Source organism: Sphingomonas cannabina (assembly GCF_021391395.1).
GTDB classification, from domain to species: Bacteria; Pseudomonadota; Alphaproteobacteria; order Sphingomonadales; family Sphingomonadaceae; genus Sphingomonas; species Sphingomonas cannabina.
In genome coordinates, this window is the sequence record NZ_CP090059.1 from 2,879,672 (window position 1) to 2,902,929 (window position 23,258).

Genomic DNA, 23,258 nt, shown 5'->3' on the forward strand with positions numbered 1-23,258 from the left:
AACCTCTTGCAATCCCCCGAGGCCACGCTAAATCGCCCCCTCCGATCGCAGCCGCTCGCGGCTTTCCGCCGATCAATGGACGCATAGCTCAGTTGGTAGAGCAGCTGACTCTTAATCAGCGGGTCCTAGGTTCGAGCCCTAGTGCGTCCACCATTTTCTCTAAATGATTTACTCAGATACTTACTACCAAATGGATCCTCTGCCGAGGCCCCCTAGAGGTGGTTTTGTGCCGTGTCTTCCGGCCGATTTCCGCCATTCAATGCGCAGGCGCGCGGCGCGATATTATCGCGGCAGCTACATATGCAACGCTTTGAGGCGCAGTCTTGCCCCAGCGACTAGCGACGCGCCTCGGGGGCCAGGTTCCTGCTGAAGAACGGGATCACATGGTCCTGGAAGCGTGCGGCGACGTCGCTCGTATGATCGCCCGGATAGATTTCGAAGCTGTTGGCGATGCCGTAGCGGTCGAGCGCTTCGTGCAGCTTCTGCGCGTCAGCCTTGAGTCCGTCGCGGTCGCCCACGTCGATCGCGATCGCGCGATATCGCCGGAGATTTCCGACATATTGATCGAGGAAGGCGAGCGGCGCGTTCGCGGCCCATTTGGCGAGCACGTCCGGCTGCACCGCGCCATTTTGGACCGGCAGGTCGAGAAACAGTGGCGGATTGCGCGGATTGGGTGACCAGGCGGCCGCGGTCGCAAGCTGCGCGCGCTCGCCCCATTCGAGCTTCGCCGCCTCCTCGAACGACTTGACGTTGGCCAGCGCCGCGCTTGCGGCCGGATCGAACTGCTTGGGATCGCGCGGCGACAGGCAGCAGGGGCTCATCATGTAGATCGCCCCGAACACCTCGGGATGCTTCATGCCGATGCGCGCCGTGCCGTAGCCGCCCATCGAATGGCCAGCGAGCCCGCGGCTCTCCCGCGATGCGATCGTTCGGTAATGCCGATCGATATACCCGACGAGGTCGCGCGCCACGAAGGTCTCGAAATCGCCGGTGGTGACCGAGCTCGAGTACATCGAGCCGTTGTGGACGGTCTTGCTGTCCGGCAGCACTACGATCATCTCCTTCGCCCTCTTGGCGAAGCCGCCCTCGATCGTTTGCGGAACATGGATCTCCTTGACCCACTGCTCGGCGCCGATCGAATAGCCATGCAGCGCGTAGAGCACCGGATAGCGCCTGTGCGCGTCCTTCGCATAGCTCGGGGGAAGGACCACCAGCACATCGCGGTCGGCAGATTCACCCTCGAGATTCCCTTCGATCGCGGGCGAATGCACCTTGATCCGCTCGATCGTTGTCGGAGCGGCACCGGGTACGGGAGCCGGGACGTTGGTCGCGACTTGCGCCGCCGCCGGAACCGTCATTCCGAGGACGGCAATTGCCATCGCCACGCCCAGCACATGGGCAGACCTGGTCGCCATGGTCATGCATCTCCTCCCTTGCGCGCGGGATCTCAGTCGCCGCGATCCACGCGGAATATACACCGACAAATAAATATTGATAGCGCTACCTTTCCACAGTAAAACCCTCTTTCAGATTCGCTGAAGATGAATCGGGGAGGATTGTCATGCGCCCATGCGCGAGTGTGAAGGCCAAAGCCCTTCCCGGAAAAACTGCAGCACCTGGAGTGCCCGCGTGACGTGAACCGTCGTCGAGCCAGAAAACAACCGGCTCAAATCCGAGGAGGGGGTAACGAAATGAACAAGACCGACCGGCAGCAGAACCGTCATCGGCGCCATATCATCGCAGCGCGGATCGCGCTCGGCAGCTCAAGCATTATAGCGCTCACATTGGCGCCTTCGGCGATGGCAGCTCCTGCAGCGGCGCAGGACGGCGGCACGGCGCCGGCGCAGATCAGCGAAGCCCAGGCCGACGACATCGTCGTCACCGGCATCCGCGGATCGCTCCAGCGCAACCTCGATGCCAAGCGCGAGGCATCGGGCGTCGTCGACGTCATCTCGTCCGAGGATATCGGCAAATTCCCCGATTCCAACGTCGCGGCATCGCTGCAGCGCCTGCCGGGCGTGTCGATCCAGCGCGACGGCGTGCGCGGAGAGGCGAACGGCGTCACCATCCGCGGCTTCGGCGGCGACTTCAACGAGACGCTGGTCGACGGCCGCCGCCTGTCGACGGCGACCGGCGGCCGCTCGATCGATTTCAGCACGGTCGGCTCCGACTTCATCGGTGCGCTGACAGTGCTCAAGACGCCCGACGTCGCGCTGTCGTCGAACTCGATCGGCGCGACGATCAACATCGCCTATCCCAAGCCGCTCGACAAGCCGGGCTTCCGCCTTGCCGCGTCGGCCTCGGGTTCGATCCAGAACTATGCCAAGCGCGTGGTGCCGACCGGCGGCCTGCTGATCAGCGATACCTTCGCGGATGATACGTTCGGCGTGCTGGCCAGCATCATCTACACGCGGCACGACACGCGGACGAACAATGTCTTCATCCATGGCTTCCCAGGCGGCCGCTATGCGCCCTGCCAGCTGGCGGGAACCGCGGCGACGAGCTGCAGCCCGACGAGCGACGCCACCTCGGCCGCCTATGCCGATCCCAACAACCGGCAGACCGTGGTCGGCTGGTTCCCGCAGCAATATGGCGCCCAGCAATCCTATACCCGGGACGAGCGCATCGACGGGCGCATCGCGCTCCAGTGGAAGCCGACCGACGACCTGCTGCTGACGCTCGACAACAATTACGCGGACCAGCGAGTCAACACCGATACGTTCGGCTTCGGCATCTGGTTCAACCAGGGCTCGCTGCGCAACGTGAAGCTCGATGAGAATGGCGTGCCGCTCGACTTCACCCAGTCGGGATCGCAGACCGATTTCACCGCCGGCACCGACAGCAACCTGCGCCGTACCAACCAGACCGGTCTCAACGTCAAATGGAATGCCACCGAGCATCTCGAGATCGAGGCGGACGGGAGCTTCTCGCGCAGTTGGCTCAATCCCGACGATCGCGTGAACTCGATCGGCGCCGACATCGGCTACGGGTTCGCGATCGGCCCCTCGCTCGGCGTCGCGATCGGCGGCAACAGCGGCAAGGTCATTCCGACGCTGCACGATTACGGCGTCAACGGCGACCCCAGCCGCTGGGCCGACACCTCGGTGATCGGCTCGCACGTGACCGTCAACATCGCCAACAAGAACACCGACACGATCAAGCAAGGCCGGCTGCGCGCCAAATGGACGCAGGACGACCTGACCCTGACCGTCGGTGGGTCCTATCTCGACGACACCTTCAAATTCCGCAGTGCGAACACCTTCGCCAACAATTTCTGGCAGGCCTATTCGGGATACGGCCCGGCGTCGGGAACGACGGGCGGCGTGCCCATTCCGACGAGCCTCTATCGCGGCACGGTCGGCACCAGCAACTTCATTCCGGGCTTCAGCGGCGCGCTGCCGCCGGCGCTGATCAACTTCAAGGCGGCGGACTATCAGGCCTTTCTCTCGGGTCTCGGCAATCCTTATGCGACGCCGATCCCCGGCTTCAACTATCCAGACCCGGTCAACGATCCCAACAACGGGTTGTGGGGTTTCCGCGGCATGTTCGACGTCGCCAACGACGTAGGCAGCTATCGCAACATCAACGAAAAGACCTGGTCGCTCTTCCTGGCGGCGAACTTCAAGACCGAGATCGCCGGGATGCCGTTCTTCTTCAACGCGGGCGTGCGCCAGGAAACGACCCATCTCACCTCGTCCGGCATCGGCCGGCTGCCGACGTCGATCACGCCCAGCACCACCGATCCGACACTGCTGACGGTGAACTTCGGTCCGTCGCAGCTGGTGACGAACAAGAGCAACTACAGCTATTTCCTGCCGGCGGTCGACCTGAAGCTCGAGTTGACGCGCAACCTCATCCTGCGCTTCGATGCGTCGCGCACGCTGACGCGGCCGACGCTCAACCTGCTGACGCCGGTCCTCAACGTCGGCAGCGGCCAGCGAGTCAATGCCTTGACCGCCGACGGCGGCAACCCCGACCTGAAGCCGTACCTCTCCGACAATTTCGACGTCGCGGCCGAATGGTACTATCAGCGCAACTCCTATCTGGCGGTGAACTTCTTCCTGAAGAACGTCTCGAACTTCATCGTCCAGGGCACGCAGCGCCAGACCATCAACGACGTGATCGATCCGTCGACGGGGCAGCCTGCCCAGTTCGCCGTATCTCAGCGCGTGAACGGGCCGGACGCGACGGTGCGCGGGGTCGAGCTGGCGCTGCAGCACACGTTCGGCAACAGCGGCTTCGGCTTCATCGCCAACGCGACGTTCGTCGACACCAACAAGCCCTATGACCCGGAGGATATCTCGCAGAGCGGCTTCGCGGTCACCGGCCTTGCCAACTCGGCCAATTTCGTCGGCTTTTTCGACAAATACGGGGTCGAGTTCCGCGCCGCGCTCAACTGGCGCGACGAGTATCTGCTGCAGTTCGGCCAGGCGCAGAACACCGGCGCGTTCGGATCGGAGCCGACCTTCGTCAACGCCAGCACCCAGGTCGACCTCAGCGCCAGCTATCAGATCACCGATCACATCAACATCTTCGGTGAAGCGCTGAACATCACCAACGAGACGATGAGCACCCACGGCCGTTTCAAGAACCAGCTGCTCGACGTCTACGGATATGGGCGCCGGTTCACGGCGGGTGTCCGCGTCCGCTTCTGAACTCTCCTCTGGTCCGGGAATGTCCTCCGACGTTCCCGGGCCTTTTTTGAATTTTCCACGATGCGCCGGTCGGAACATCGTGAGCATCGGCGGCGACGCGTGGGCTCAGCGGAGGCTCCGACGATGGTGGCGATAAGGGAGAGAACGGACATGATCTTTGCGACCAGGCGCGGCACCGGTCTCTTCGCGCTTCTTTTCGCGGGGACCGCCCTCGTTCCCCCGGCGGCGCAGGCGCAGTCCGGATCGCCCTCCCCCAAGCCCGTTCAGGCGCGAGCGGAACGGTTGGCGGACGATCTCGTCGCCAAGATGACGCTCGACGAGAAGATCGACCAGCTGCTCAACGTCGCGCCCGCGATTCCGCGCCTTGGGGTGCCCGCATACAATTGGTGGACGGAATCGCTTCACGGCGCGATCGGCACCTTGCCGACGACCAATTTCCCCGAGCCGATCGGCCTCGCCGCGACCTTCGATGCGCCGCTCGTCAAGGAGGTCGCGGGCGCGATCAGCGCGGAGGTCCGCGGTCTCCACGCGCTGGCGCGCCGGACCGGACGGATGGGGCGGATCGGCACCGGGCTCGACACCTGGTCGCCCAATATCAACATCTTCCGCGATCCGCGCTGGGGTCGCGGGCAGGAAACCTACGGCGAGGACCCATTCCTCACCGCGCGCATGGGGGTTGCCTTCGTCACCGGAATGCAGGGGCCCGATCCCGATCTGCCGAACGTGATCGCCACGCCCAAGCATTTCGCCGTCCACAGCGGCCCGGAATCGACCCGGCACAGCGCCAATGTCTTCGTCTCGCGCCACGATCTGGAGGACACCTACCTGCCCGCCTTCCGCGCCGCGATCGTCGAGGGCAAGGCGGGATCGGTGATGTGCGCCTACAACCGCGTCGATGGCCAGCCGGCCTGCGCGAGCGACGAACTGCTCAAGGAGCATCTGCGCGGCGCCTGGGGGTTCACCGGCTATGTCGTCTCGGACTGCGACGCGGTGAAGGACATCAGCGACAACCACCATTATGCGCCCGACGGCGCCGCAGCGGTGGCGGCAGCGATGCGGGCGGGCGTCGACAACGAGTGCCACACGGCAACGCTCTCCGACACCGGCGGGCTCGGCGACCGCTACCGCGAGGCGCTCACGCGGGGACTCATCACCGAGGCGGACATCGACCGCACCCTCGTCCGCCTGTTTTCGGCGCGATACCGCAACGGCGATCTGTCCGGCCTGCGCCGACCCGACGGCGACGTCGCGTCGATCGGGAAGCCTGAGCACGGCACCCTCTCCCTCGCCGCCGCCGAGAAGAGCCTCGTTCTGCTCAAGAACGACGGCATCCTGCCGCTGCGCCCCGGCCTTCGCATCGCGGTGATCGGGCCGCTCGGCGACGCGACGCGCGTCCTGCGCGGCAATTATTCGTCGTCGCTCTCCGCACCGCCCATCTCGGTCGTGGACGGGCTGCGCCAGGCGCTGCCCAGCGCGCAGATTTCCTATGTGCCTTTCGGCGAGACCTATACCGACGGCGATCCGATCCCGGAGACGGCCCTGCGCACGCCGGATGGACAGGCGGGGCTGCTCGCGCGCTATTATAACGTGCTGGGCCAGCCGCCGGCCCGCTTCGCGCCCGGCACGCTGCAGGATTATGTGAAAACCGCCCGCTTCGCGGAGACGCCGGTCGCGAGCCGCGTCGAAGCGGGGGTGGCCGGCCGCAGCCTGGACCTGGCGCAGGTGTCGGACCATCATCGCGTGGTCTGGACCGGCTTTCTGGTGCCGCCGGAGACGGGCCACTACCGGCTGGGCCTGGCCGGATTCCAGAGCGGGACGCTCAAGTTCGACGGGCAACCGTTCGTCGATCTCAAGGACGCGCCCTGGGGCAGCCTGCCGACGATGAAGACGGTGACGCTCGAAAAGGGCCGCCGCTATCCGATCGAAGTGACGGGCGACGCCCATACGGGCAGCGCCGGCATCGGATTGGTGTGGAAGCGCGTATCCGCTGCGCCCGAACGCGACCTGAAGGCCGCGGCAGCGCAGGCCGACGTGCTCGTCGCCGTGGTCGGCCTCACCTCCGACCTCGAGGCAGAGGAATCTCCCGCCCAGATCCCCGGCTTCAAGGGAGGCGACAAGACCAGCCTCGACTTGCCTCCGGACCAGCAGGCGCTGCTCGAACAGGCCCGGGCGACCGGGAAGCCGCTGGTCGTCGTTGCGATGAACGGCAGCCCGATCAACCTCGCATGGGCCAAGGAGAATGCCGCGGCCATTCTCGAGGCCTGGTATCCCGGCCAGGCGGGCGGGCTCGCCGTCGGCAACCTGTTGTCCGGCAAGGTCAATCCCTCCGGCCGGCTGCCCCTAACCTTCTACCGCAGCGTGGACGAGCTGCCGCCGTTCGGCGATTATGGCATGGCCGGGCGCACCTATCGCTACTTCACCGGGAAGCCGGTCTATCCATTTGGTTACGGGCTCAGCTACACGCGCTTCGCCTATGCCCCGCTCGACGTGCGGCCGGCGAGCGGCGGTGCCGCAAATGGAATCCGCGTTACGACCGAAGTGCGCAACACCGGCGACCGCGCGGGCGACGAGGTGGCGCAGCTCTATCTCGACTTTCCCGACGAGCCGGGCGCGCCGCGCATCGCGCTTCGCGGGTTCCAGCGCGTGACGCTGAAGCCGGGCGAAGCGCGGACGATACGCTTCGACCTCACGCCGCGCGACCTGAGCGCGGTCACGGTCGACGGCGTGCGCAAGGTGCTGGCCGGCGACTACCGCGTCAGTGTCGGCTCGGGCCAGCCGGACACCGGCGTGGCGGGACAGACGGCCGGATTCTCCGTCGCGTCAGCCGTCACGCTTCCCAAGTAAACGCTTCGGCGGGCGCGGGAGCCCCTGCGATCGCCTAGCCGAGCCTTTGGGCAGACCGATCCGCACAAAAGGTGGGGCTCCGGAGGAGCCATGCTCCGGAGCCCCTTTCCGTGCGCCGCTTCCGGGGAGGGGATTACATCCGGATGCGCAGGCCTACGGAAACAAGCCGGCCGATCGGGTTCGACACGAAGCCGTTATAGCCCCATGCGCCGCCCAGGATGCCCGCCGTATTGCCGTTGTAGAACGGCGGGTCCTTGTCGAAGATGTTCTGGGCGTCGACATAGACCTGCCAGCCCCGGGCGAAGTTGTCGCCTTGGAACTCATACTGAACGTGCAGGTCGAACGTATTGTTGGCCTTCACCTTGTCGCCGCCGCCGACCGGGTTGCCGGCCGAATTGACGATGATCGGATTCACCGTGGTACTGATCCAGTTGCGATAGGAACCGGTATGGTTCCAGAACAGGTCGATCGACATCCCGTCCTTCGCCCAGCCGAACTGGGCGCGGTTCTTGAACCGGACCGACGGGAACGTGGTGTTGTAGCCGGAGGTGTTAAGGATGCTGAAGTCCGTACCGCCCCCGAAATTCTGCCGGAACTTGGTGAAATAGGTGAAGCCGGTGCCGATGACGAAGGTGCCGAGGTCTCCGATCTCCGAGTTGTAATTGAACTGGCCGTCGATGCCTTCGACGGTCAGGTTGAGCGCGTTGCGGCTGCTCTGGTCGATCAGGAAGTAGACCTGCGGCGGGATCGCGCCGGATACCGTCGCGCCGTTGGCGATGTTGGCGAATTCGTCGATCTGCGCCTGCGAGCAGGTCTGCGGACAGATGGTCAGCAGATTACGCAGGCCAGCCGAGTTCACGATCGCGCTCGGGCTCGGTGAGGAGACGCCGCCGATGAACTTGTTGTGGAAATAGGTGAAAGCGGCGGTGAAACCACGCAGGAAGCGCGGCGCGAGGTCGATGCCTGCGGACCAGCTCCGGCCCTTTTGCGGCGTCATGTTGGAGAAGCCGCCGCCGAGCTGTCGCCGCATGCCCTGAATCGCCGGCGTGCCGATCGTGCAGGTGGTGGCGTTGCACTGGACGCCGGGGATGTTCACCACGTCGGGATAATTGGCGATCGGCACGGCAATCTGCGTGCCGTTCACGCCGACGCTGCCCGATGCGTAGAGATAACCCTGCGTCGGATCGCCGATGACCGCCGTCGGCGGCGCCACGAATGCGCGGGAATAATTGCCGCGCAGCTTGACGCCCTCCACCGGCTCCCAGTTCGCCGCGAACTTGGGATTGGTGGTCGAGCCCACGTCGCTGTAGCTGTCGTACCGGCCGGAGATGCTGAGATCGAGGCTGTGCACGAGCGGCACCCCCATCTCCGGTGAGACGACCGGGACGTAGAGCTCGGCATAGAGCGACTTCACGTCGCGCTTGTAGTTGTAGACGCGGAAATTGGACCCCGTCGTCGTCGGCCCGGTATTGTTGGAGCCGCTGATCTTCTGGGTCTGTTCGTACCAGAGATATTCGCCGCCCACCGCGATCTTGAGCTTGCCCGCGGGCAGGCTGAACAGCGACCCGTTCAGGTCGAGCTTGATCTGGTTGAACGTGTTGTAGTTCGTGTTCTCGCTGTTGTTCCGGTAGAGCGAGCGGATGACGGACTCGGGTGTCCGGTTGGTGCCGTCGAACGGCCGCCATACGTCGAGGGCGTTCGCGGTGGTCAGCGGCAGGTTGAGGGCGATGACATTCTGTCCCGGAATGTCGGTCGCCGTGGTGCTGCCGCTGAGCTGCGCCGTGCCGTTCAGCGCCAGCAGCGCACAGGCCGAGCAGAAGCCGTTGACGGTGTTCAGCGCCGAACGATTCCAGCCGAAGGCGTCGCTGAGGGTGACGGTCCAGTCGTCGTTGACCCGATATTCGGCGACGGCCGTCGAATAGATCGAGTCCGACTGCGATTCCGCTTCGCCATAGTCGGCGTCGGGCAGCAGGGCGAGCCAGCTGACCGTCTGCTGCGTCGCACCGGGCGCGCCGGCGGGCGCCTGGTAGAACGGGTTGATCTGGCCGCCCTTGCCCGACCCCGGGCCGAACGCGGTCGCATTAGTGATACCGCCCGGCCCGTTGGCGTTATGCGTTTCCTGGCGATTGTAGTTCAGCATGGCGGTGACGGTGAATTTGTCCGAGAAATCATTCGTCACCTTGATCATCGCGTTCGCACGGAACTGCGACGGCAGCAGGTTGGCGTAGATCGAGTTGTTGCACGGCGCGTTGTCTTGCGTGTTGGCCACGGTCGAGGCCGCATCCGGCGACAGGAACACGCCGCTGACGCCCGGCACCACGATGGTCGCGGGGCTGCACTGATAGCTGTTGGTGTTGGTCCCGCCGATCGAACGATAATCGCCGAGGCTCGAGAAGCGGCGATCCTTGTTCTTCAATTCCGACTGGTTGGAATAGGAACCGGCGACATAGACGCCGCCCGTCTCCCATTTCTTGCCCCAGATGAAATTGACGTTGGTATTGTGGTAATCGTCGGCGAAGCCCGCCTGGGCGTTCGCCTCGAAGCCGTCGAAGGTGCGGCGGGTGATGAAGTTGACCACGCCCGCGACCGCGTCCGAGCCGTAGACGGACGAAGCACCGTCGGCGAGAACCTCCACCCGCTGGATCGCGCTCACCGGAATGATGTTGGGGTCGGTCTGGGCGAACTGCGTGCCACCGCCAGGCAGCCGCAGGCCGTCGAGGATCACCAGCGTGGTGTTGGACGACGATCCCGCGAGGCTGTGGATCTGCGGCGAGTAATAGGAATAGGCGTTCTCGCCCTGTGCCACCGAACCGGCGGTGGAAATCGACGGCACCGTGTTCACGAGCTGCGACGCGTTGACGGGCGCGGTCTTCTCGATCGTGTCCTGGCCGACGGAGATCAGGTTGGAACCGACCGGCGCCACGCCGCGAATGGCCGAACCGGTGACGATGATGTCCGGGTCCGTAGTGGATGGTGGGCTTTCCAAAGCGGGCGGCGTGTCTTGAGGCGGCGGCGCAGCGGCAGCGTTGTCCTGAGCGAACGCAGGCTGGCTGGCCACCATCACCGCCGCGATCGCGATAAGCGAACTGCTCAATCGTCCGGGCAGAATATCTCCCAACATTTTCCTCTCCCTCTTTTCATATACTATAGGATTTTACATTGATTTCATGACTTTCCCGCGAGCTTTCTCTCGGTCCGGAGTTGGCGGTTGCGCTCGCTTGAGCGCGCTCAGTGTGGCTGGAAGCTGTGCAGGCCGCGCGGATAAGGGTTGATCGCGACGCGCGTGGCCATCTGGCCCGGCTGTCCGCCGAAGCTGGCACGGTGCCATCGGCCCTGTGCGGCGGTCACGACGTCGCCGGGCGATGCGGTGAAGAACGGCACGCCCTCGATCTGGTAGTCGACGTTGCCTTCCATGATGAACCAGAATTCGTCATAGCCGAAATGAAAGTGGCCAAGATCCGTTGGAGGCGGCGTCTTCACGCCCGGCCCGCGGATGTTGTTCACGAACAGATGATCGCCGGCGATGAACGCGCCAGCCCGCTGCCCGCCGTTCACCACGTCCTTGTAATAGTCGAGATAGGGTCGGTCCGCCGTGCCATAGCGGCCGTCGCCGCCCATCAAGGCAGCCTTCACATAGGTGAAGCCCGGCACGTCCCCGGGCTTCTCCGGCCTCGTCGCGGTTCGATAGAGCGGCACGTCGCCCGCGCCATGCACCTCGAGCCACAGCGCCGGCACGTCGCCCACGCTTTCCAGCGTGAACGGCAGGCGGAAGGGAATGTTGACCTCTCCTCCCTTGACCGCGACGAACGGCTCCTGCCCCTTGATGCTGACCCGCAACTGCCCGCCCCAGACGATGAGGGCCGTCGCATTGTCGGCGTACATCAACGGCTCGGTCCGCTGCCCGGCCGCCATTTGGTGCCAGTCCGCCTCCAGGTCGCGGTTGCGGACGATCGCATGGGTCCAGCTTTTCTCGCCCTTATGCGCCGCGAGAATGTCGGAAAGTTTCCACCAGGGGCGATTCGGCGCGTCATAGGCGCGCGGCGGCGTTCGCTTGGGCGACCAGGCACTTTCCATCGGCGGACGGCTCGGAGCGCCGGGCGGCGCTGACGTCTGCGCGGCGGCGCCCGCTATGAACAAGGCAGGCGAACATAGACAGAAAGCGGTCTTGGCGAATGCCATCGATCCTCCCCTTCAGCAGACTTTTGCGTCTTGCGTTTTATCATATAGGATATGATGCTGAGCCATTAGTCAAACAAAAATGTCACATGGGAAGAGGAGAAGGGCGTGAAAGGCATCCGGCGACTGGCCGTTATCGGCGGGATTGCGTTGTTTCCGCCATGGGTCGCCCACGCCCAGGAGGATGGCTGCGCGCGCATAGATGATCCGTCGGCGCGCCTTGCCTGCTATGATCAACGGTCGGGCCGGACAGAACGAGGAAGCCCGCCGGTTTCCATCCCTGCCCCGCCCGCTCCTGCCCCATCGTCGCAACCGTCGAGCCGAGCCACCGCCGACAGCTACGAAGATCGCCGCGATGCGCTGAAGAGTCGGACGGATTTCACCAGCCGGCTGAAGGCGGTGAAGCCCCTGCGCCACGGCTATTACCGGCTGGAGCTGGAGGACGGCACGGCGTACGACACCACGACCGTCGCACCGCCGCCGCCCGTCGGCGAGACGATCCGCGTCCGCCGGTCCGCATTCGGCACGACCTTTTTCGACATCGACGGGCGAAAGCCCTTCACCGTCAGGCTGTCGCGCCGCCAATAGGTCTCGCCTCGCCGGTCTCACGATCCGGCTGCTCGAGCAGGCGGTTCGGATCGACCATCGCCCAGGCGAGCACGCCCGCCAGAACCACGGCGGCGCCCGCGTAGAAGGCGGCGATCCAGCCGAACTGCGCGGCAATCATCGGCGTCAGCGTGGCGGTCAATGCACCGCCGATCTGGCATCCCATGTTCATGAAGCCGGACACCACGCCGCTGTGCTGACCGGCAATGTCCGCCGTCACCGACCAGAAGGAGCTCTGCGAGAGATAGATCGCGCCTGCGCCGCCGGCCAGGATCAGCACCGCGAGCGGCGCATTGTCCACCATCGATCCGCAGGCCAGGAACAGGCCCGTCAGGATGAACGATATGATGCCGAGGCCCGAGCGCCCCCAGTAGAGGCCGTGGCGCGCCGAGACCCGGTCGTTGATCACGCCGCCGAGCAGGCAGCCGAACGTCATGCACAGGAAGGGCAGCATGGAGAAGACGGCGCTCGACTTGACATCCAGATGCCGCGCTTCCGCCAGGTAGATGAAGAACCAGCTGAAGAAGATCCAGATCACATAACCAAACGCGAAATAGCTGATGAACAGGCCCCAGACGTTGCGGCTGGCGAGGATCGTCCCCCAGGGGATAGGGGCGCGCGAGGCCGCCTTGGCCGGCGGCAGGCCAGCCTCGATATGCGCCAGCTCGGCCGCGTTGACCGACGGATGCTCCTGCGGCCGGTCGCGCGCCAGCAGGAACCAGACGGCGGCGGCGACAAGCCCCAGGGCGGCGCAGACATAGAAGGACGCCCGCCAGCCGCCCCACAGGATGATCGCGGTGATGAGCGGCGGCGTGATGCCGGACCCCGCGCCCACGCCGGCGAAGATCCATCCGTTCGCCTTCCCCCGCTCCTGCGCGGGGATCCAGCGCGACAGGAACTGGTTGCCGCACGGATAGACGACCGATTCGCCGATACCGAGCGCAAACCGGGTCAGCGCCAGCAGCAGCAGCGCGCCGCTGCCCTGCGGATGGATGATCGCCGTCGCCGCGGTGAACACGCCCCACCAGAGCAGCGCGCCGGTCAGCACGATGCGGGGGCCGTAGCGGGCCGCGAGCCAGCCGGCCGGAACCTGGAACAAGGCATATCCGATCAGGAAGGCGCTGAAGACCCAGCCCAGCTCGACCTGGTCGATGCCATATTCCTTCCGCATCTCCACCCCGGCGACCGAGATGTTCGTGCGATCGAGAAAGGCGATCGCGCTGATGATGAACAACAGGAAGATGAGGCCCAGCCTGACCCTGGACCGCGCGGCGCCGCTCATGACCATCCCTCCCGTCCGGCTTGTATGCCGGACAATATAGTATATGATCCGTGATAGGACGGATACACGTCCGCGTAAACAGACAAGAGCATCGGGAGGGGAACGACATGGGCATGGCGATGCCGCGCATCGGGGTGGTCGCAGCATTGGTGGCCTTCTCCGCGGTCGCGGTGGCGCAGACCGCGATGCCGCTGGCGCAGCGCATCGGCCGCAGCGATCCCGGCAAGATGCAACTTGCGACCGGCGTCCATGGCGGCGCGGGCTCGATGAGGTTCGGCGCGCTGCTCGGGGCGAACGCGCTCAGCACCAACTTCATCTTCCTCCACCGTGGCACGATCGCGCCGAAGAGCGGGATCGGCCAGCATTTCCACAACGACTGCGAGGAGATGTTCGTCATCCTCGACGGCGAGGCGGAATTCACGATCGATGGACGGACCTCGCGCCTGACCGGGCCAGCGGGGGCGCCCGATCGCAAGGGCCATGCCCACGGCATCTACAATCCCACCGACAAGCCCGTTCAGTGGCTGAACATCAACGTCGGCATGACGAAGAGCTACGATAATTTCGACCTGGGCGACCCGCGCACCAACGCCCCGCTCGATCCCGTGCCGCAGTTCATCACCATGCGGCTGGATCGCAGCCTGCTGAAGCCGGCGGCGGCGAACCTGCCTGAGGCGACCGGCGCCGTGCTCTACCGCCGCGCCCTGGGGCCGACGATCTTCTCGACGGCCTGGTCCTATGTCGATCATATCCTGCTGCCCGCGGGCTCGGCGCTGGGCCGCCGTATCCAGCCGGACATGAGCGAGGTCTATTACGTGATGTCCGGCACCGGCGAGGTCACGCTGGGCGATGAGGCCGCGCCGATCAAGGCCGGTGATGCCGTGCCCGTCGACCTCGGCGAAGCGCGGGCGATCCGTCAGACCGGCGGCGAACCATTGGAATTGATGGTCATCGGCGTCGCGCGCGATCTGGCGGCAAAAGCCCGTTATCGTGCGGAGGCCGAGGCACGGATGCGGCCGCGCAGATAGCTGCTGGGGATAACAGCCATTCCTTCCCCCGACGAGGAGCCATCACAACAAGGAGAGAAGCCATGAACAGGCGTCATATGCTGCAGGGACTGGCCGCGCTGGGCATCGGCGCGACAACGGGGGCCGCTGCCGGCGCCCGGCCCCGCCCTTCCCCGCGCAAGCCCATCGTCCTCTATTGCGATCTCGCCATCGATCCGGCGCGTGAGCAGGAGATGCTCAACGCGTTCCACAATCACTTCAAGCCCGTTGCCGAAACCTTCCGCGGTCGCGGCTATATCGACGTCAAGATGCTGAAGCTGCGCAGCGTGATCCAGGGCGGTCCCGCGCCGGCCCCCGGCATCAACTACCGCTTCCAGCTCACCTATGAGAGCGAGGAGCAACGGCAGGTCTGGATCAAGTCGGACGTGCACCAGAAGAACTGGCCGCTGATCGAGAACACCGTGCTCAACAAGGATTATCTGGTCCTGCTGACCGACAGCGTCTGAGCGGAAGCGGGCCCGATGCCCTTGTCTCTCTCTTCTTCCCGCCCGATCCATTTGAGGGAATAGCGCCATGTCCTCCCGTCTACGCGCCGCCCTGCTTGCAGCGGCGCTCTGTCATCTGAGCATCCCGCTGGCAGCGCAGGGGCCTGCATCCGCGCCCTCCGTGCCTTCGATCGAGCGGCTCGACCCCGCGCTCGACGCAGTTATCGCGCCGGGCACACCGATCGAGCGCGTGGCCACCGGCTTCGGTTTTACCGAGGGGCCGATGTGGCATGACGGGCGGCTCTGGTTCTCCGACGTGACCGGGGACAAGATGCGCGCGGTGACCCCGGACGGAAAGGTGCAGGAACTGATCGCCAATGCGGGCGGGCTTCCCAATCCGCCCGCCGGCGCCAGTATCGGCTCGAACGGCATGGTCCCCGCCCCGGACGGCACGGTGCTGATGACGCAGATGGGTGCGCGCCGCATCGTGAAGGTCGGGAAGGACGGGAGGCTGCAACCGTTCCTGTCGGACTATCAGGGTAAGCGGCTGAACAGTCCCAACGATCTCGTCTACGACCGGGCGGGGGCGCTGTGGTTCACCGATCCGCCGTTCGGCCTGTTCAACGGCATGGACAAGGACCCGGCCAAGGAGCTACCGTTCAATGGCGTGTTCCGCTATGCCGGCGGCAAGCTGACCGCGGTCATCACCGATATGACCCTGCCCAACGGCATCGGCTTCTCGCCCGATTTCAAGACCCTGTACGTCGGCAATTACGGGCCGGACATGTATGTCCGCGCCTATGAGGTGGGCCCAGGCGGCACATTGTCCGCGCCGCGCGAGCTGATCCGCCTGCCGGCTGGCCGCGGCGGGCCGGACGGGCTGAAGGTCGACACGGCCGGCAACATCTGGATGACCGGCCCGGGCGGCATCCGCATCGTCACTCCTGCGGGCAAGGTTCTGGGGCAGATCAAGTTGCCGGAAACCGCCGCCAACCTCGCCTTCGCCGGCGACGGCCATATCGTCTACATTACCGCCAGCACCAGCATCTATCGCCTGCGCAGCAAGGTGAAAGGCATGCTGCCGCTTTATGCTGACGCGAAATGACGGGCGGCGGGCGGCAACCGGCCGCCCGCCCCATTCCTAATGGCGGCCCTCGCTGGCCGCGCCTGTTGAAGGCGTGGCGGGCGCCGCCGCATAGTTCTTCGCCAGATAGGTGGTGATCACCTTGATCTCCTCGGGCGACACCTCGGCGCCGCGGTCGGCCATGCCCTGGACGGTTGCCGCCCATTCCGCCTCGGTCCGCCGCTTCTGGAAGACCTGCGCGGTCGAATGGCAGAAGCCGCAGCGCTCGTTGATGAGGTCGAGGCCCGGGCCGGGCGGCGGTGTCGCCGCGGCCGCGGCGGCCGGTGCCGGCGCTTGCTGGGACAGGGCGCGCGCGCCGATCACCGGCAGGGTGAGCGCCATGACGATCAATCCGACTGTGCGCATGTCATGTCCTCAAGGCAGGGCGTAGGCGATCACCGCGTCGCTGGTGGCCGGTGAAAAGGCGAAACCCCCGGTCGCGACGACGGCGACCATCTGCCGTTTCCCGACCGCGTAGGTCATCGGCGTTCCGTAATTCGAGTCCGGCAGCTCGGCCGTCCACAGCAGCTTGCCCGTCTTCGTCTCGAAGGCGCGCAGGCGCTTGTCCTTGGTGGCACCGATGAAGGTGAGGCCGCCCGACGTCGTGAAAGGGCCGCCGGCGCTGGTGATCCCGGCGTCCTTGAGCGCCGGATGACCGGTGTCGCCCAACGGCCGGCGCCACGCGACGGTGCCTTTCGCGACATCGACCGCCACCAGCTCTCCCCACGGCGGCTTGCTGCAGGGGAAGCCGGTTTCCATGTCCGCGAAATAGGCGTAGCCGCCCTTCATCCCCCAGCTTCCGTCCGGCTGCCGTTCCAGCTGCTGCGGGCTGCCGAGCTCGTTGAGGTTGATGACGTAGAGGCCGAGCTTCGGATCGAACGCTCCGCCGCCCCAGTCGACGCCGCCCAGGCTGCCGGGGAAGGTGTTGACCGCACTGTCCGCGCGCAGCGGCTGGAAGGGCTTGCTCGGCGCGATGTTCAGATTCTTCGCGACCTGCTCGCACCTCGCCTTGAGTTCCGGGGTGACGTCGAGGATGTCGTCCGGACCATAGGACAGGCGCGTCAGCGGCGGCGGCGCCACCGGCATCGGCTGGGTCGGCCAGGGCTGCTCGCCGGGGACATCCGTCTCCGTCGGCACGGGCATTTCGCGCACGTCGAACAGCGGCTTGCCCGTCACGCGGTCGAGGACGAACATGATCGCCGTCTTGTTCATCGCCACCAGCGCCGGAATCACCCGCCCGCCGCGCCGCACGTCGATGAGAGTCAGCGTCGGCAGGTCGAAGTCCCAGATATCGTGGTGGACCGTCTGGAAATGCCAGAGATACCGGCCGGTCGCGGCATCCACTGCGACCACCGAGTTGGAATAGAGATTGGCACCCTTGCGATCGCCGCCCCAGCGGTCGAAGGTCGGCGTACCGATCGGCAGGTAGGCGATGCCCCGCTTCTCGTCGACCTGGACGAACGTCCAGACATTGGTGCCCGATCGTCCCTTGGTGCTGCCGGGTTCCCAGGTGTCGGCACCCGGCTCGTCGTCGCGCGGGATGGTGTGGAAGGTCCAGACCAGCCTGCCGGTCCGCGCGTCCCACGCCCGCACGTCGCCGGCGGCGCCCTTGATCGGCATCTCCTGAACGCGGGAGCCGGTGATGACCAGATCCTTGTAGATCGCGGGCGGACTGCTCATGCCGAGCGGCGCGACCTTGAGGCCGTTCATCACCTCGGGCGTCTTCAGGTTGACGATCCCGGCCTCGCCGAACTCGGCGGCGGGATGCCCCGTCGCCGCATCGAGCGCGATCAGCTTGCCGGAGCGCGTGCCGAAGAAGATGCGGGCGCCCTTCCCCTTGGCTCCGGGCCAATAGGCGACGCCGCGCGTCGAGGGCTGATCCTTGTTCGCGAGGGTATAGGCCCAGCGCTCCCGCCCCGTCGCGGCATCGACCGCGACGACACGATTATAGGGTGTGGAGAGATACATGACCCCGTCGACGACCAACGGCGTCGCCTCGGACGCGGAGAACCCCGTGGCGAAACGGGCTCGCATACCGTCGGGCATCGGTCCCACGTCGGCGGTCACGCCGGGCGGGCGCATGTGATACACCCACGCCTGACGCAGCTTATCGACGTTCGCGGTGGTGATCTGCTTGAGCGGCGAGTGGCGTGCCCCGCCTGGATCGCGGCCATAGCTGGCCCAGTCCCCGTCCTTGGGCGGAGCCGCGATGGCCACGCTCCCGAGGGCCGTTGCGAGAGATATCAATGACGCCAGTGCAAGGGACCGGCGGAACGAGGATGGAGCTTTCAACGACATGCCTCTCCTGAAGGCAGGATCCGGTCTTTCATCGAGCCCGGTTGTCCTTTTCCGATGGAGATGCTAGCAGAGCCTCAAATCATATACAATATGATCCGTGGCTGGAAATTGGCGCCGTCTGGCGGCGTGTGAGGGAGAAGGATATGGCGCTGCCGCTCGCCGGCATTCGGGTGCTCGACGTTTCGCAGGTCATGGCCGGCCCGTTCTGCTGCATGCTGCTGGGCGACATGGGCGCCGACGTCATTAAGGTCGAACCGCCGCAAACCGGGGATTCGACCCGCCATTCGATGGGCTTCCGCCTGAAGGGGGAGGACAGTCCCGGCTTCCTCGCGCTCAACCGCAACAAGCGGAGCATCGCGCTCAATCTCAAGGACGATGACGACCGTGCGGTATTCTACGCGCTGGTGAAGAGCGCCGACGTGCTGGTCGAGAATGCGCGCCCCGGCGTGGCGGCACGACTGGGCATCGACTATGACACGCTGGCGAAGATCAATCCGCGCCTCGTCTACGCCAGCATCTCCGGCTTCGGCCAGACGGGCCCCTGGGCGCAGCGCCCCGGCTTCGACCTGATCGCGCAGGCGATGTCAGGCATCCTCAGCTCCAACGGCTTCCCCGGCATGGAGCCTGCGAAGAACAGCATCGCCGTCGCCGATCTGGGCGCCGGCCTGTTCTCCGCCTATGCGATCCTTTCGGCCATCATCGGACGGGAGAAAAGCGGACAGGGCCAGTATATCGATGCCTCCCTGCTGGAAGCCGCGCTCGGCCTGTCGATCTGGGAGACCACCGAGCTGTGGGGAACCGGCAAGCCCCCCGCGCCCATCGGCTCCGCCAACCGCATGTCGGCCCCCTATCAGGCGGTGCAGGCGTCGGACGGCTGGTTCGTCATCGGCGCGGCCAACCAGGGGCTGTGGCTCACCTTCCTGCAGGTGCTCGGCCGCCCCGAGCTCCAGGACGACCCGCGCTATTCGAGCAATGCCGCGCGCGTCGTCAACCGCGTCGCGCTGATCGAGGATCTGACGCCGACCTTCCTCACCCGTACCCGGCAGGAATGGATCGACGCATTGCTCGCGGCCGGCGTTCCCGCTGCCCCGATCCTCGACTATGGCGAGGCGGTGACGAGCGAGCAGGCGGTCGCGCGCGAGATGGTGATGCAGGTGCCGCATCCGGTGGAGGGCGACTTCAAGGCCCTGGGCTTCCCTGTGAAGATGCGCGGCACGCCGCAACAGGTCCGCCTCCCTCCCCCGCTACTCGACGAGCATGGCGAGGCGATCCGCGAGGAACTGGCGGAAAAGGGCCTGCTCACGCCGCAGCGGGAAAGTGCCAAATGAGTGACGCGCGCCTGATCTACGAGAAGCGGGGCAACCAGGCCCATATCCGCTTCGACAATCCCGCCGCCCACAACGCGCTGACGAGCGCGATGTGGCACGACCTGCGCGATGCCGCGCGTGACATCGCGGCCGATCCCGGCATCCGGGTCGCGGTGTTCCGCGGCGTCGGCGGCAAGGCGTTCATATCCGGCACCGACATCTCCAAGTTCGCGGATTATGCGACCGGCCAGCAGGGCGTCGACTATGAGCGCGACATCGACGACTGCATGGGTGCGGTCGACGCGATCCCCTGCACGACCATCGCCGTCGTGGAGGGATGGGCGGTGGGCGGCGGCCTCAATATCTCCTCGGCCTGCGATTTCCGCGTCGCCACGCCGGACGCGCACTTCGGATCGCCGATCGGGCGCACGATCGGCAATTGCCTGTCCGCCGCCAGCGTGGCACGGATCGGCGGCGCCGTCGGCGTGCAGCGCGCCAAGCGCATGGTGCTGCTGGGCGAGATGCTGACTGCAGAGGAACTGCTCGGCTGTGGTTTCCTGCTGAAGGTCGTCGAGCGCGAAATGCTGGATGCGGAAGCAGAGGCGCTGGCGGAGCGCGCGGCCGAGAATGCGCCGCTCACCACCCGCGCGACCAAGGAGATGATCCGGCGCATCACCTTCGGCAACCTGCCCGACGTCGAGGACCTGATCGCTGAGGTCTATGGCAGCGCCGATTTCCGGCGGGGCGTCGCGGATTTCCTGGCGCGCACGAAGAAGGTGCCGGACTGGACTGGGAGTTAGAGCAGGGTTGACCCACTCACCCTCACCCTTCCCACCGCCTACGGCGCCGGGCCCCTTCCCTCTCCCATCGGGAGAGGGAGGGAGCGGCGAAGCCGCGGAAGGGTGAGGGTGACAACGGTTCCGCTTGAATTCATCTTGCTTTAGGGAATCCTACTCCGCCGGCTTCTGCGCGGTGATCCTGACATTGGGCATCAGCGCCGCGTTGGGCGGCAGCGGCAGTGTGCCCGGCGGAAAGCCGTTCGCCTCGAACATATATGCCTCGATATCCGCCACCTTGCGGCCGCCAAGGCTGCCCGGCGCGTTCAGCGGCATGGTCGACTGGATGCGGCCGAACAGGTCTCCGGCCGAGGTGTTGTTCCAGTTGTTGAGGAAGCCCGGGCCGACGAGTGCCGGCGCCACGTCGATTCCGGCCAGCGTGTCGCCGTGGCAGGCGGCGCAGTTCTCCGCATAGGCGACCTTGCCGCGCGCGGCCTGCTCGGCGGTGTAGACGCCGCTCCACACGTTGCGCTCGGGCGCCTGCGCACGCGACACCATGGCGCCGCCGAGAAGCAGCGCGGCGCCTGCCAGCCAATATCCCTGCGTCCGCCTGTCCATCACGCCACTCCCGGAAGCCGGAACGCCACCAGCTCGGCGCTGTAGTTGCCGCCGCCGATGGCGACGACGATGTACTGGCGTCCGTTCACCATATAAGTCATCGGCGAGCCGCTCTGCGGCGCGGGCATGTAGACCGCGCCCTTCTCCTCGCCGGTCGCCTTGTCGTAGGCCCGCAGCATCGCGCCCCTGATGCCATATTCGTTGGTGTAGAAGCCCGCCTCGCCGCAGATCACGAGCGTCTTGGTGCACAGCGGCCCGAGGTTGCCGGCGCGGCCGGTGCGCGGGATCTTCAACCCCTTGAGCGCAGGGTGATCGCGGACATTGTCCGGCGTCTCGCCATGCGCGATCTGCCACTTGATGTCGCCTTTGGTGAGGTCGATCGCGGTGATGCGGCCGTAGGGCGGCTTGAGCAGCGGCAGGCCCTGCACGGTCAGGAAGCCCGGCGGCGGACCCGAGCCGGGCTTCGCCGCGGGCGGGCGCCGGAACTGGGTGGCTCCTTCCGCACCCATCGCCACCTGCGGCCGCACCTCCCTGCCGGCAATGCCGTGCACCTGCGGAAATTCGGAGACGCTCGGATCGTCGTTCGGGATGATCCCGATCACCGACGGCTGGGTCTTGGAATAGACGAAGACGGTGTGGCTCTCCGGATCGTAGCTGCCGCCCGGCCAGTTGGTCCCACCCTGGATGCCCGGAACGGAGATAGTGCCCCAGCGGCCGGGCTTGCTCACCACCGGCGGCGTGTAGAGCGGTCCGATCTTGTACTGCTTCACCAGCTCGACCGCCTGGGCGCGCAGCTCCGGGGTGAAGTCGATCAGGTCGTCGACGGTAACCCCCTGCACGTCATAGGCGGGCGGCTTGGTCGGGAAGGGCTGGGTCCTGGCATACCATTCGCCCGGCACGTCGCCCGCCTCGACCGGCCGCTCGACGATCGGCCAGATCGGCTTGCCGCTGGTACGGTCGAGGACATAGAGGAAACATTGCTTGGTGGGCTGGGCGAGCGCCTTCACCGTCCTGCCGTTCACGGGGATGTCGCACAGGATCGGCGCGCACGGGATATCGCGGTCCCACAATCCGTGGTGGACCAGCTGATAGTGCCAGCGTCGCTCGCCGGTCTCCAGGTCCAGCGCGACGAGCGATTCCCCGAACAGCGCGTTGCCGCGGCGGAACAGCCCCATCTCGTCCCCGGTGGGCAGCTCGACCGGCACATAGACCAGGCCAAGCTCCTCGTCGGCGGACATCTCCGCCCATACGCCGGCATTGCCGGCCTCGTCGGCGTCGCCGTTCAGCCAGCTGTCGTAGCCGTACTCGCCCTTTTTCGGGATGGTATGGAATATCCATTTGCGCTTGCCGGTGCGCACGTCGAACCCACGCACATAGCCCTTCACGTTCCTGCGGACCGCCGGCACGTCGCCCGCCGCATGGGCCGCACCGACGACGACCACGTCGCGCGCGATCAGCGGCGTCGCATGCAGGCCGACATCGGCCGTCTCCGGATCGATCTCCTGATCGAAATCCTTCTTGAGATCGACCACGCCGCCGACGCCGAAGGCGGGATCGGGAAGGCCGGTCGCGGCGTCGAGCGAAACGAGCTGGTAGCCGATCGTCACGAACAGGATGCGTTCCTGCGTGCCGTCGGTCCAATAGGAGCAGCCATGGCCCGAAAGCTGGCGCGGCGAGTTGAGCGCGCGCTGGCCCTCGTCCTTGCGGTACATCCACAGCAGCTCGCCGGTCGCCGCGTCGATCGCGACGCAATCGCGGCGCGAGCCCGCCGTCAGGAACAAGCGGCCCTTGATCAGCAACGGCGTCGGCTCGAACTGATACTCCTTGCGCGCGCCCAAAATGTCGGTCTTGAAGCTCCACGCGACCTGCAAATCGGCGAAGTTCTCGGCATCGATCTGGTCGAGCGGCGAATAACGCGTGTTGGCCTGATCGGCCGCATAGTGGCGCCATTCCGTGTCCGGCGCTCCGGACGGCTCCTCCGCCGCCGCGCGCCGCACCGGGCCGATCCCCATGGTCGCGACGACGGCGGCCGTTCCGCCCAGCAGGTTGCGTCGGGTTATCCTGAACATCGCGCTTCCGGC

The 23,258-nt window shown here is 65.9% G+C and carries 16 protein-coding genes and 1 tRNA gene; 9 read left to right on the forward strand and 8 right to left on the reverse strand.

Features of this window, described 5'->3' with window-relative positions:
- Window positions 1-77: 77 nt before the first annotated feature.
- Window positions 78-153 (forward strand) — tRNA-Lys (locus LZK98_RS13840).
- Between the two features lie 182 nt (window positions 154-335).
- Here the strand turns inward: LZK98_RS13840 and LZK98_RS13845 are convergent.
- The gene (locus tag LZK98_RS13845; RefSeq protein ID WP_319937497.1) at window positions 336-1,421 is read right to left on the reverse strand and encodes an alpha/beta hydrolase; all 1,086 of its coding nucleotides are present in this window, start codon (window positions 1,419-1,421) and stop codon (window positions 336-338) included.
- Between the two features lie 270 nt (window positions 1,422-1,691).
- Between LZK98_RS13845 and LZK98_RS13850 the strand changes: the two genes are divergently transcribed.
- Window positions 1,692-4,655 (forward strand): TonB-dependent receptor, encoded by a 2,964-nt coding sequence (locus LZK98_RS13850; protein WP_233782956.1) that lies wholly within the window; start codon window positions 1,692-1,694, stop codon window positions 4,653-4,655.
- A 150-nt stretch (window positions 4,656-4,805) separates the two neighbouring features.
- Complete coding sequence (locus LZK98_RS13855) at window positions 4,806-7,499, forward strand: glycoside hydrolase family 3 protein (RefSeq protein WP_233782957.1); 2,694 nt, start codon at window positions 4,806-4,808, stop codon at window positions 7,497-7,499.
- Window positions 7,500-7,632: 133 nt separating this feature from the next.
- Here LZK98_RS13855 and LZK98_RS13860 read toward each other — a convergent pair whose 3' ends face one another.
- Together LZK98_RS13860 and LZK98_RS13865 are read right to left on the reverse strand one after the other, a co-directional pair.
- Window positions 7,633-10,620 carry a TonB-dependent receptor domain-containing protein gene (locus tag LZK98_RS13860; RefSeq protein WP_233782958.1) on the reverse strand — a complete coding sequence of 996 codons (2,988 nt, stop codon included), beginning with the start codon at window positions 10,618-10,620 and terminating at the stop codon, window positions 7,633-7,635.
- Between the two features lie 107 nt (window positions 10,621-10,727).
- Window positions 10,728-11,573: a cupin domain-containing protein gene (locus LZK98_RS13865; RefSeq protein WP_233782959.1), complete on the reverse strand. Its 846-nt coding sequence runs from the start codon at window positions 11,571-11,573 to the stop codon at window positions 10,728-10,730.
- Window positions 11,574-11,783: 210 nt separating this feature from the next.
- Here LZK98_RS13865 and LZK98_RS13870 point away from each other — a divergent pair, with 210 nt between their 5' ends.
- On the forward strand, window positions 11,784-12,263 hold the full coding sequence (locus LZK98_RS13870) for a hypothetical protein (RefSeq protein ID WP_233782960.1): 480 nt from the start codon (window positions 11,784-11,786) through the stop codon (window positions 12,261-12,263).
- On the opposite strand, the gene LZK98_RS13875 is transcribed toward LZK98_RS13870, so the two are convergent.
- A complete protein-coding gene (locus LZK98_RS13875; protein WP_233782961.1) occupies window positions 12,241-13,563 on the reverse strand; it encodes an MFS transporter in 1,323 nt (440 codons plus the stop codon). The two genes, LZK98_RS13870 and LZK98_RS13875, sit on opposite strands and share 23 nt — an antisense overlap.
- Window positions 13,564-13,676: 113 nt before the next feature.
- Here LZK98_RS13875 and LZK98_RS13880 point away from each other — a divergent pair, with 113 nt between their 5' ends.
- The 3 genes from LZK98_RS13880 (at window position 13,677) to LZK98_RS13890 (ending at window position 16,160) form a co-directional block, all read left to right on the forward strand.
- The gene (locus LZK98_RS13880) at window positions 13,677-14,591 is read left to right on the forward strand and encodes a cupin domain-containing protein (protein ID WP_233782962.1); all 915 of its coding nucleotides are present in this window, start codon (window positions 13,677-13,679) and stop codon (window positions 14,589-14,591) included.
- 62 nt (window positions 14,592-14,653) lie between these two features.
- Window positions 14,654-15,076: a 3'-5' exonuclease family protein gene (locus LZK98_RS13885; protein WP_233782963.1), complete on the forward strand. Its 423-nt coding sequence runs from the start codon at window positions 14,654-14,656 to the stop codon at window positions 15,074-15,076.
- Between the two features lie 67 nt (window positions 15,077-15,143).
- Window positions 15,144-16,160: an SMP-30/gluconolactonase/LRE family protein gene (locus LZK98_RS13890; RefSeq protein WP_233782964.1), complete on the forward strand. Its 1,017-nt coding sequence runs from the start codon at window positions 15,144-15,146 to the stop codon at window positions 16,158-16,160.
- Between the two features lie 36 nt (window positions 16,161-16,196).
- Here the strand turns inward: LZK98_RS13890 and LZK98_RS13895 are convergent, their stop codons facing one another.
- Both LZK98_RS13895 and LZK98_RS13900 read right to left on the reverse strand, forming a co-directional pair.
- On the reverse strand, window positions 16,197-16,544 hold the full coding sequence (locus tag LZK98_RS13895; protein WP_233782965.1) for a hypothetical protein: 348 nt from the start codon (window positions 16,542-16,544) through the stop codon (window positions 16,197-16,199).
- A 9-nt stretch (window positions 16,545-16,553) separates the two neighbouring features.
- Window positions 16,554-18,395, reverse strand: coding sequence for a pyrroloquinoline quinone-dependent dehydrogenase (locus LZK98_RS13900; protein ID WP_233782966.1), 1,842 nt, complete (start codon window positions 18,393-18,395; stop codon window positions 16,554-16,556).
- A gap of 224 nt (window positions 18,396-18,619) precedes the next feature.
- On the opposite strand from LZK98_RS13900, the gene LZK98_RS13905 reads away from it, so the two are divergent.
- On the forward strand, window positions 18,620-19,804 hold the full coding sequence (locus LZK98_RS13905) for a CaiB/BaiF CoA transferase family protein (RefSeq protein WP_233782967.1): 1,185 nt from the start codon (window positions 18,620-18,622) through the stop codon (window positions 19,802-19,804).
- Window positions 19,801-20,583, forward strand: coding sequence for an enoyl-CoA hydratase (locus LZK98_RS13910; protein WP_233782968.1), 783 nt, complete (start codon window positions 19,801-19,803; stop codon window positions 20,581-20,583). The genes LZK98_RS13905 and LZK98_RS13910 overlap by 4 nt, the downstream gene beginning before the upstream one ends.
- Window positions 20,584-20,733: 150 nt before the next feature.
- On the opposite strand, the gene LZK98_RS13915 is transcribed toward LZK98_RS13910, so the two are convergent.
- Together LZK98_RS13915 and LZK98_RS13920 are read right to left on the reverse strand one after the other, a co-directional pair.
- Complete coding sequence (locus tag LZK98_RS13915) at window positions 20,734-21,177, reverse strand: c-type cytochrome (RefSeq protein ID WP_233782969.1); 444 nt, start codon at window positions 21,175-21,177, stop codon at window positions 20,734-20,736.
- Window positions 21,177-23,246, reverse strand: coding sequence for an outer membrane protein assembly factor BamB family protein (locus tag LZK98_RS13920; protein WP_233782970.1), 2,070 nt, complete (start codon window positions 23,244-23,246; stop codon window positions 21,177-21,179). The genes LZK98_RS13915 and LZK98_RS13920 overlap by 1 nt, the downstream gene beginning before the upstream one ends.
- Window positions 23,247-23,258 lie beyond the last annotated feature (12 nt).

Excerpts from the sequence above, each read along its gene's own strand:
- LZK98_RS13845 (WP_319937497.1), bottom strand. The coding sequence starts at position 1,421 with ATGACCATGGCGACCAGGTCTGCCCATGTGCTGGGCGTGGCGATGGCA.
- LZK98_RS13850 (WP_233782956.1), top strand. The coding sequence starts at position 1,692 with ATGAACAAGACCGACCGGCAGCAGAACCGTCATCGGCGCCATATCATC.
- LZK98_RS13855 (WP_233782957.1), top strand. The coding sequence starts at position 4,806 with ATGATCTTTGCGACCAGGCGCGGCACCGGTCTCTTCGCGCTTCTTTTC.
- LZK98_RS13860 (WP_233782958.1), bottom strand. The coding sequence starts at position 10,620 with ATGTTGGGAGATATTCTGCCCGGACGATTGAGCAGTTCGCTTATCGCG.
- LZK98_RS13865 (WP_233782959.1), bottom strand. The coding sequence starts at position 11,573 with ATGGAAAGTGCCTGGTCGCCCAAGCGAACGCCGCCGCGCGCCTATGAC.
- LZK98_RS13875 (WP_233782961.1), bottom strand. The coding sequence starts at position 13,563 with ATGAGCGGCGCCGCGCGGTCCAGGGTCAGGCTGGGCCTCATCTTCCTG.
- LZK98_RS13880 (WP_233782962.1), top strand. The coding sequence starts at position 13,677 with ATGGCGATGCCGCGCATCGGGGTGGTCGCAGCATTGGTGGCCTTCTCC.
- LZK98_RS13885 (WP_233782963.1), top strand. The coding sequence starts at position 14,654 with ATGAACAGGCGTCATATGCTGCAGGGACTGGCCGCGCTGGGCATCGGC.
- LZK98_RS13890 (WP_233782964.1), top strand. The coding sequence starts at position 15,144 with ATGTCCTCCCGTCTACGCGCCGCCCTGCTTGCAGCGGCGCTCTGTCAT.
- LZK98_RS13895 (WP_233782965.1), bottom strand. The coding sequence starts at position 16,544 with ATGCGCACAGTCGGATTGATCGTCATGGCGCTCACCCTGCCGGTGATC.
- LZK98_RS13905 (WP_233782967.1), top strand. The coding sequence starts at position 18,620 with ATGGCGCTGCCGCTCGCCGGCATTCGGGTGCTCGACGTTTCGCAGGTC.
- LZK98_RS13910 (WP_233782968.1), top strand. The coding sequence starts at position 19,801 with ATGAGTGACGCGCGCCTGATCTACGAGAAGCGGGGCAACCAGGCCCAT.
- LZK98_RS13915 (WP_233782969.1), bottom strand. The coding sequence starts at position 21,177 with ATGGACAGGCGGACGCAGGGATATTGGCTGGCAGGCGCCGCGCTGCTT.
- LZK98_RS13920 (WP_233782970.1), bottom strand. The coding sequence starts at position 23,246 with ATGTTCAGGATAACCCGACGCAACCTGCTGGGCGGAACGGCCGCCGTC.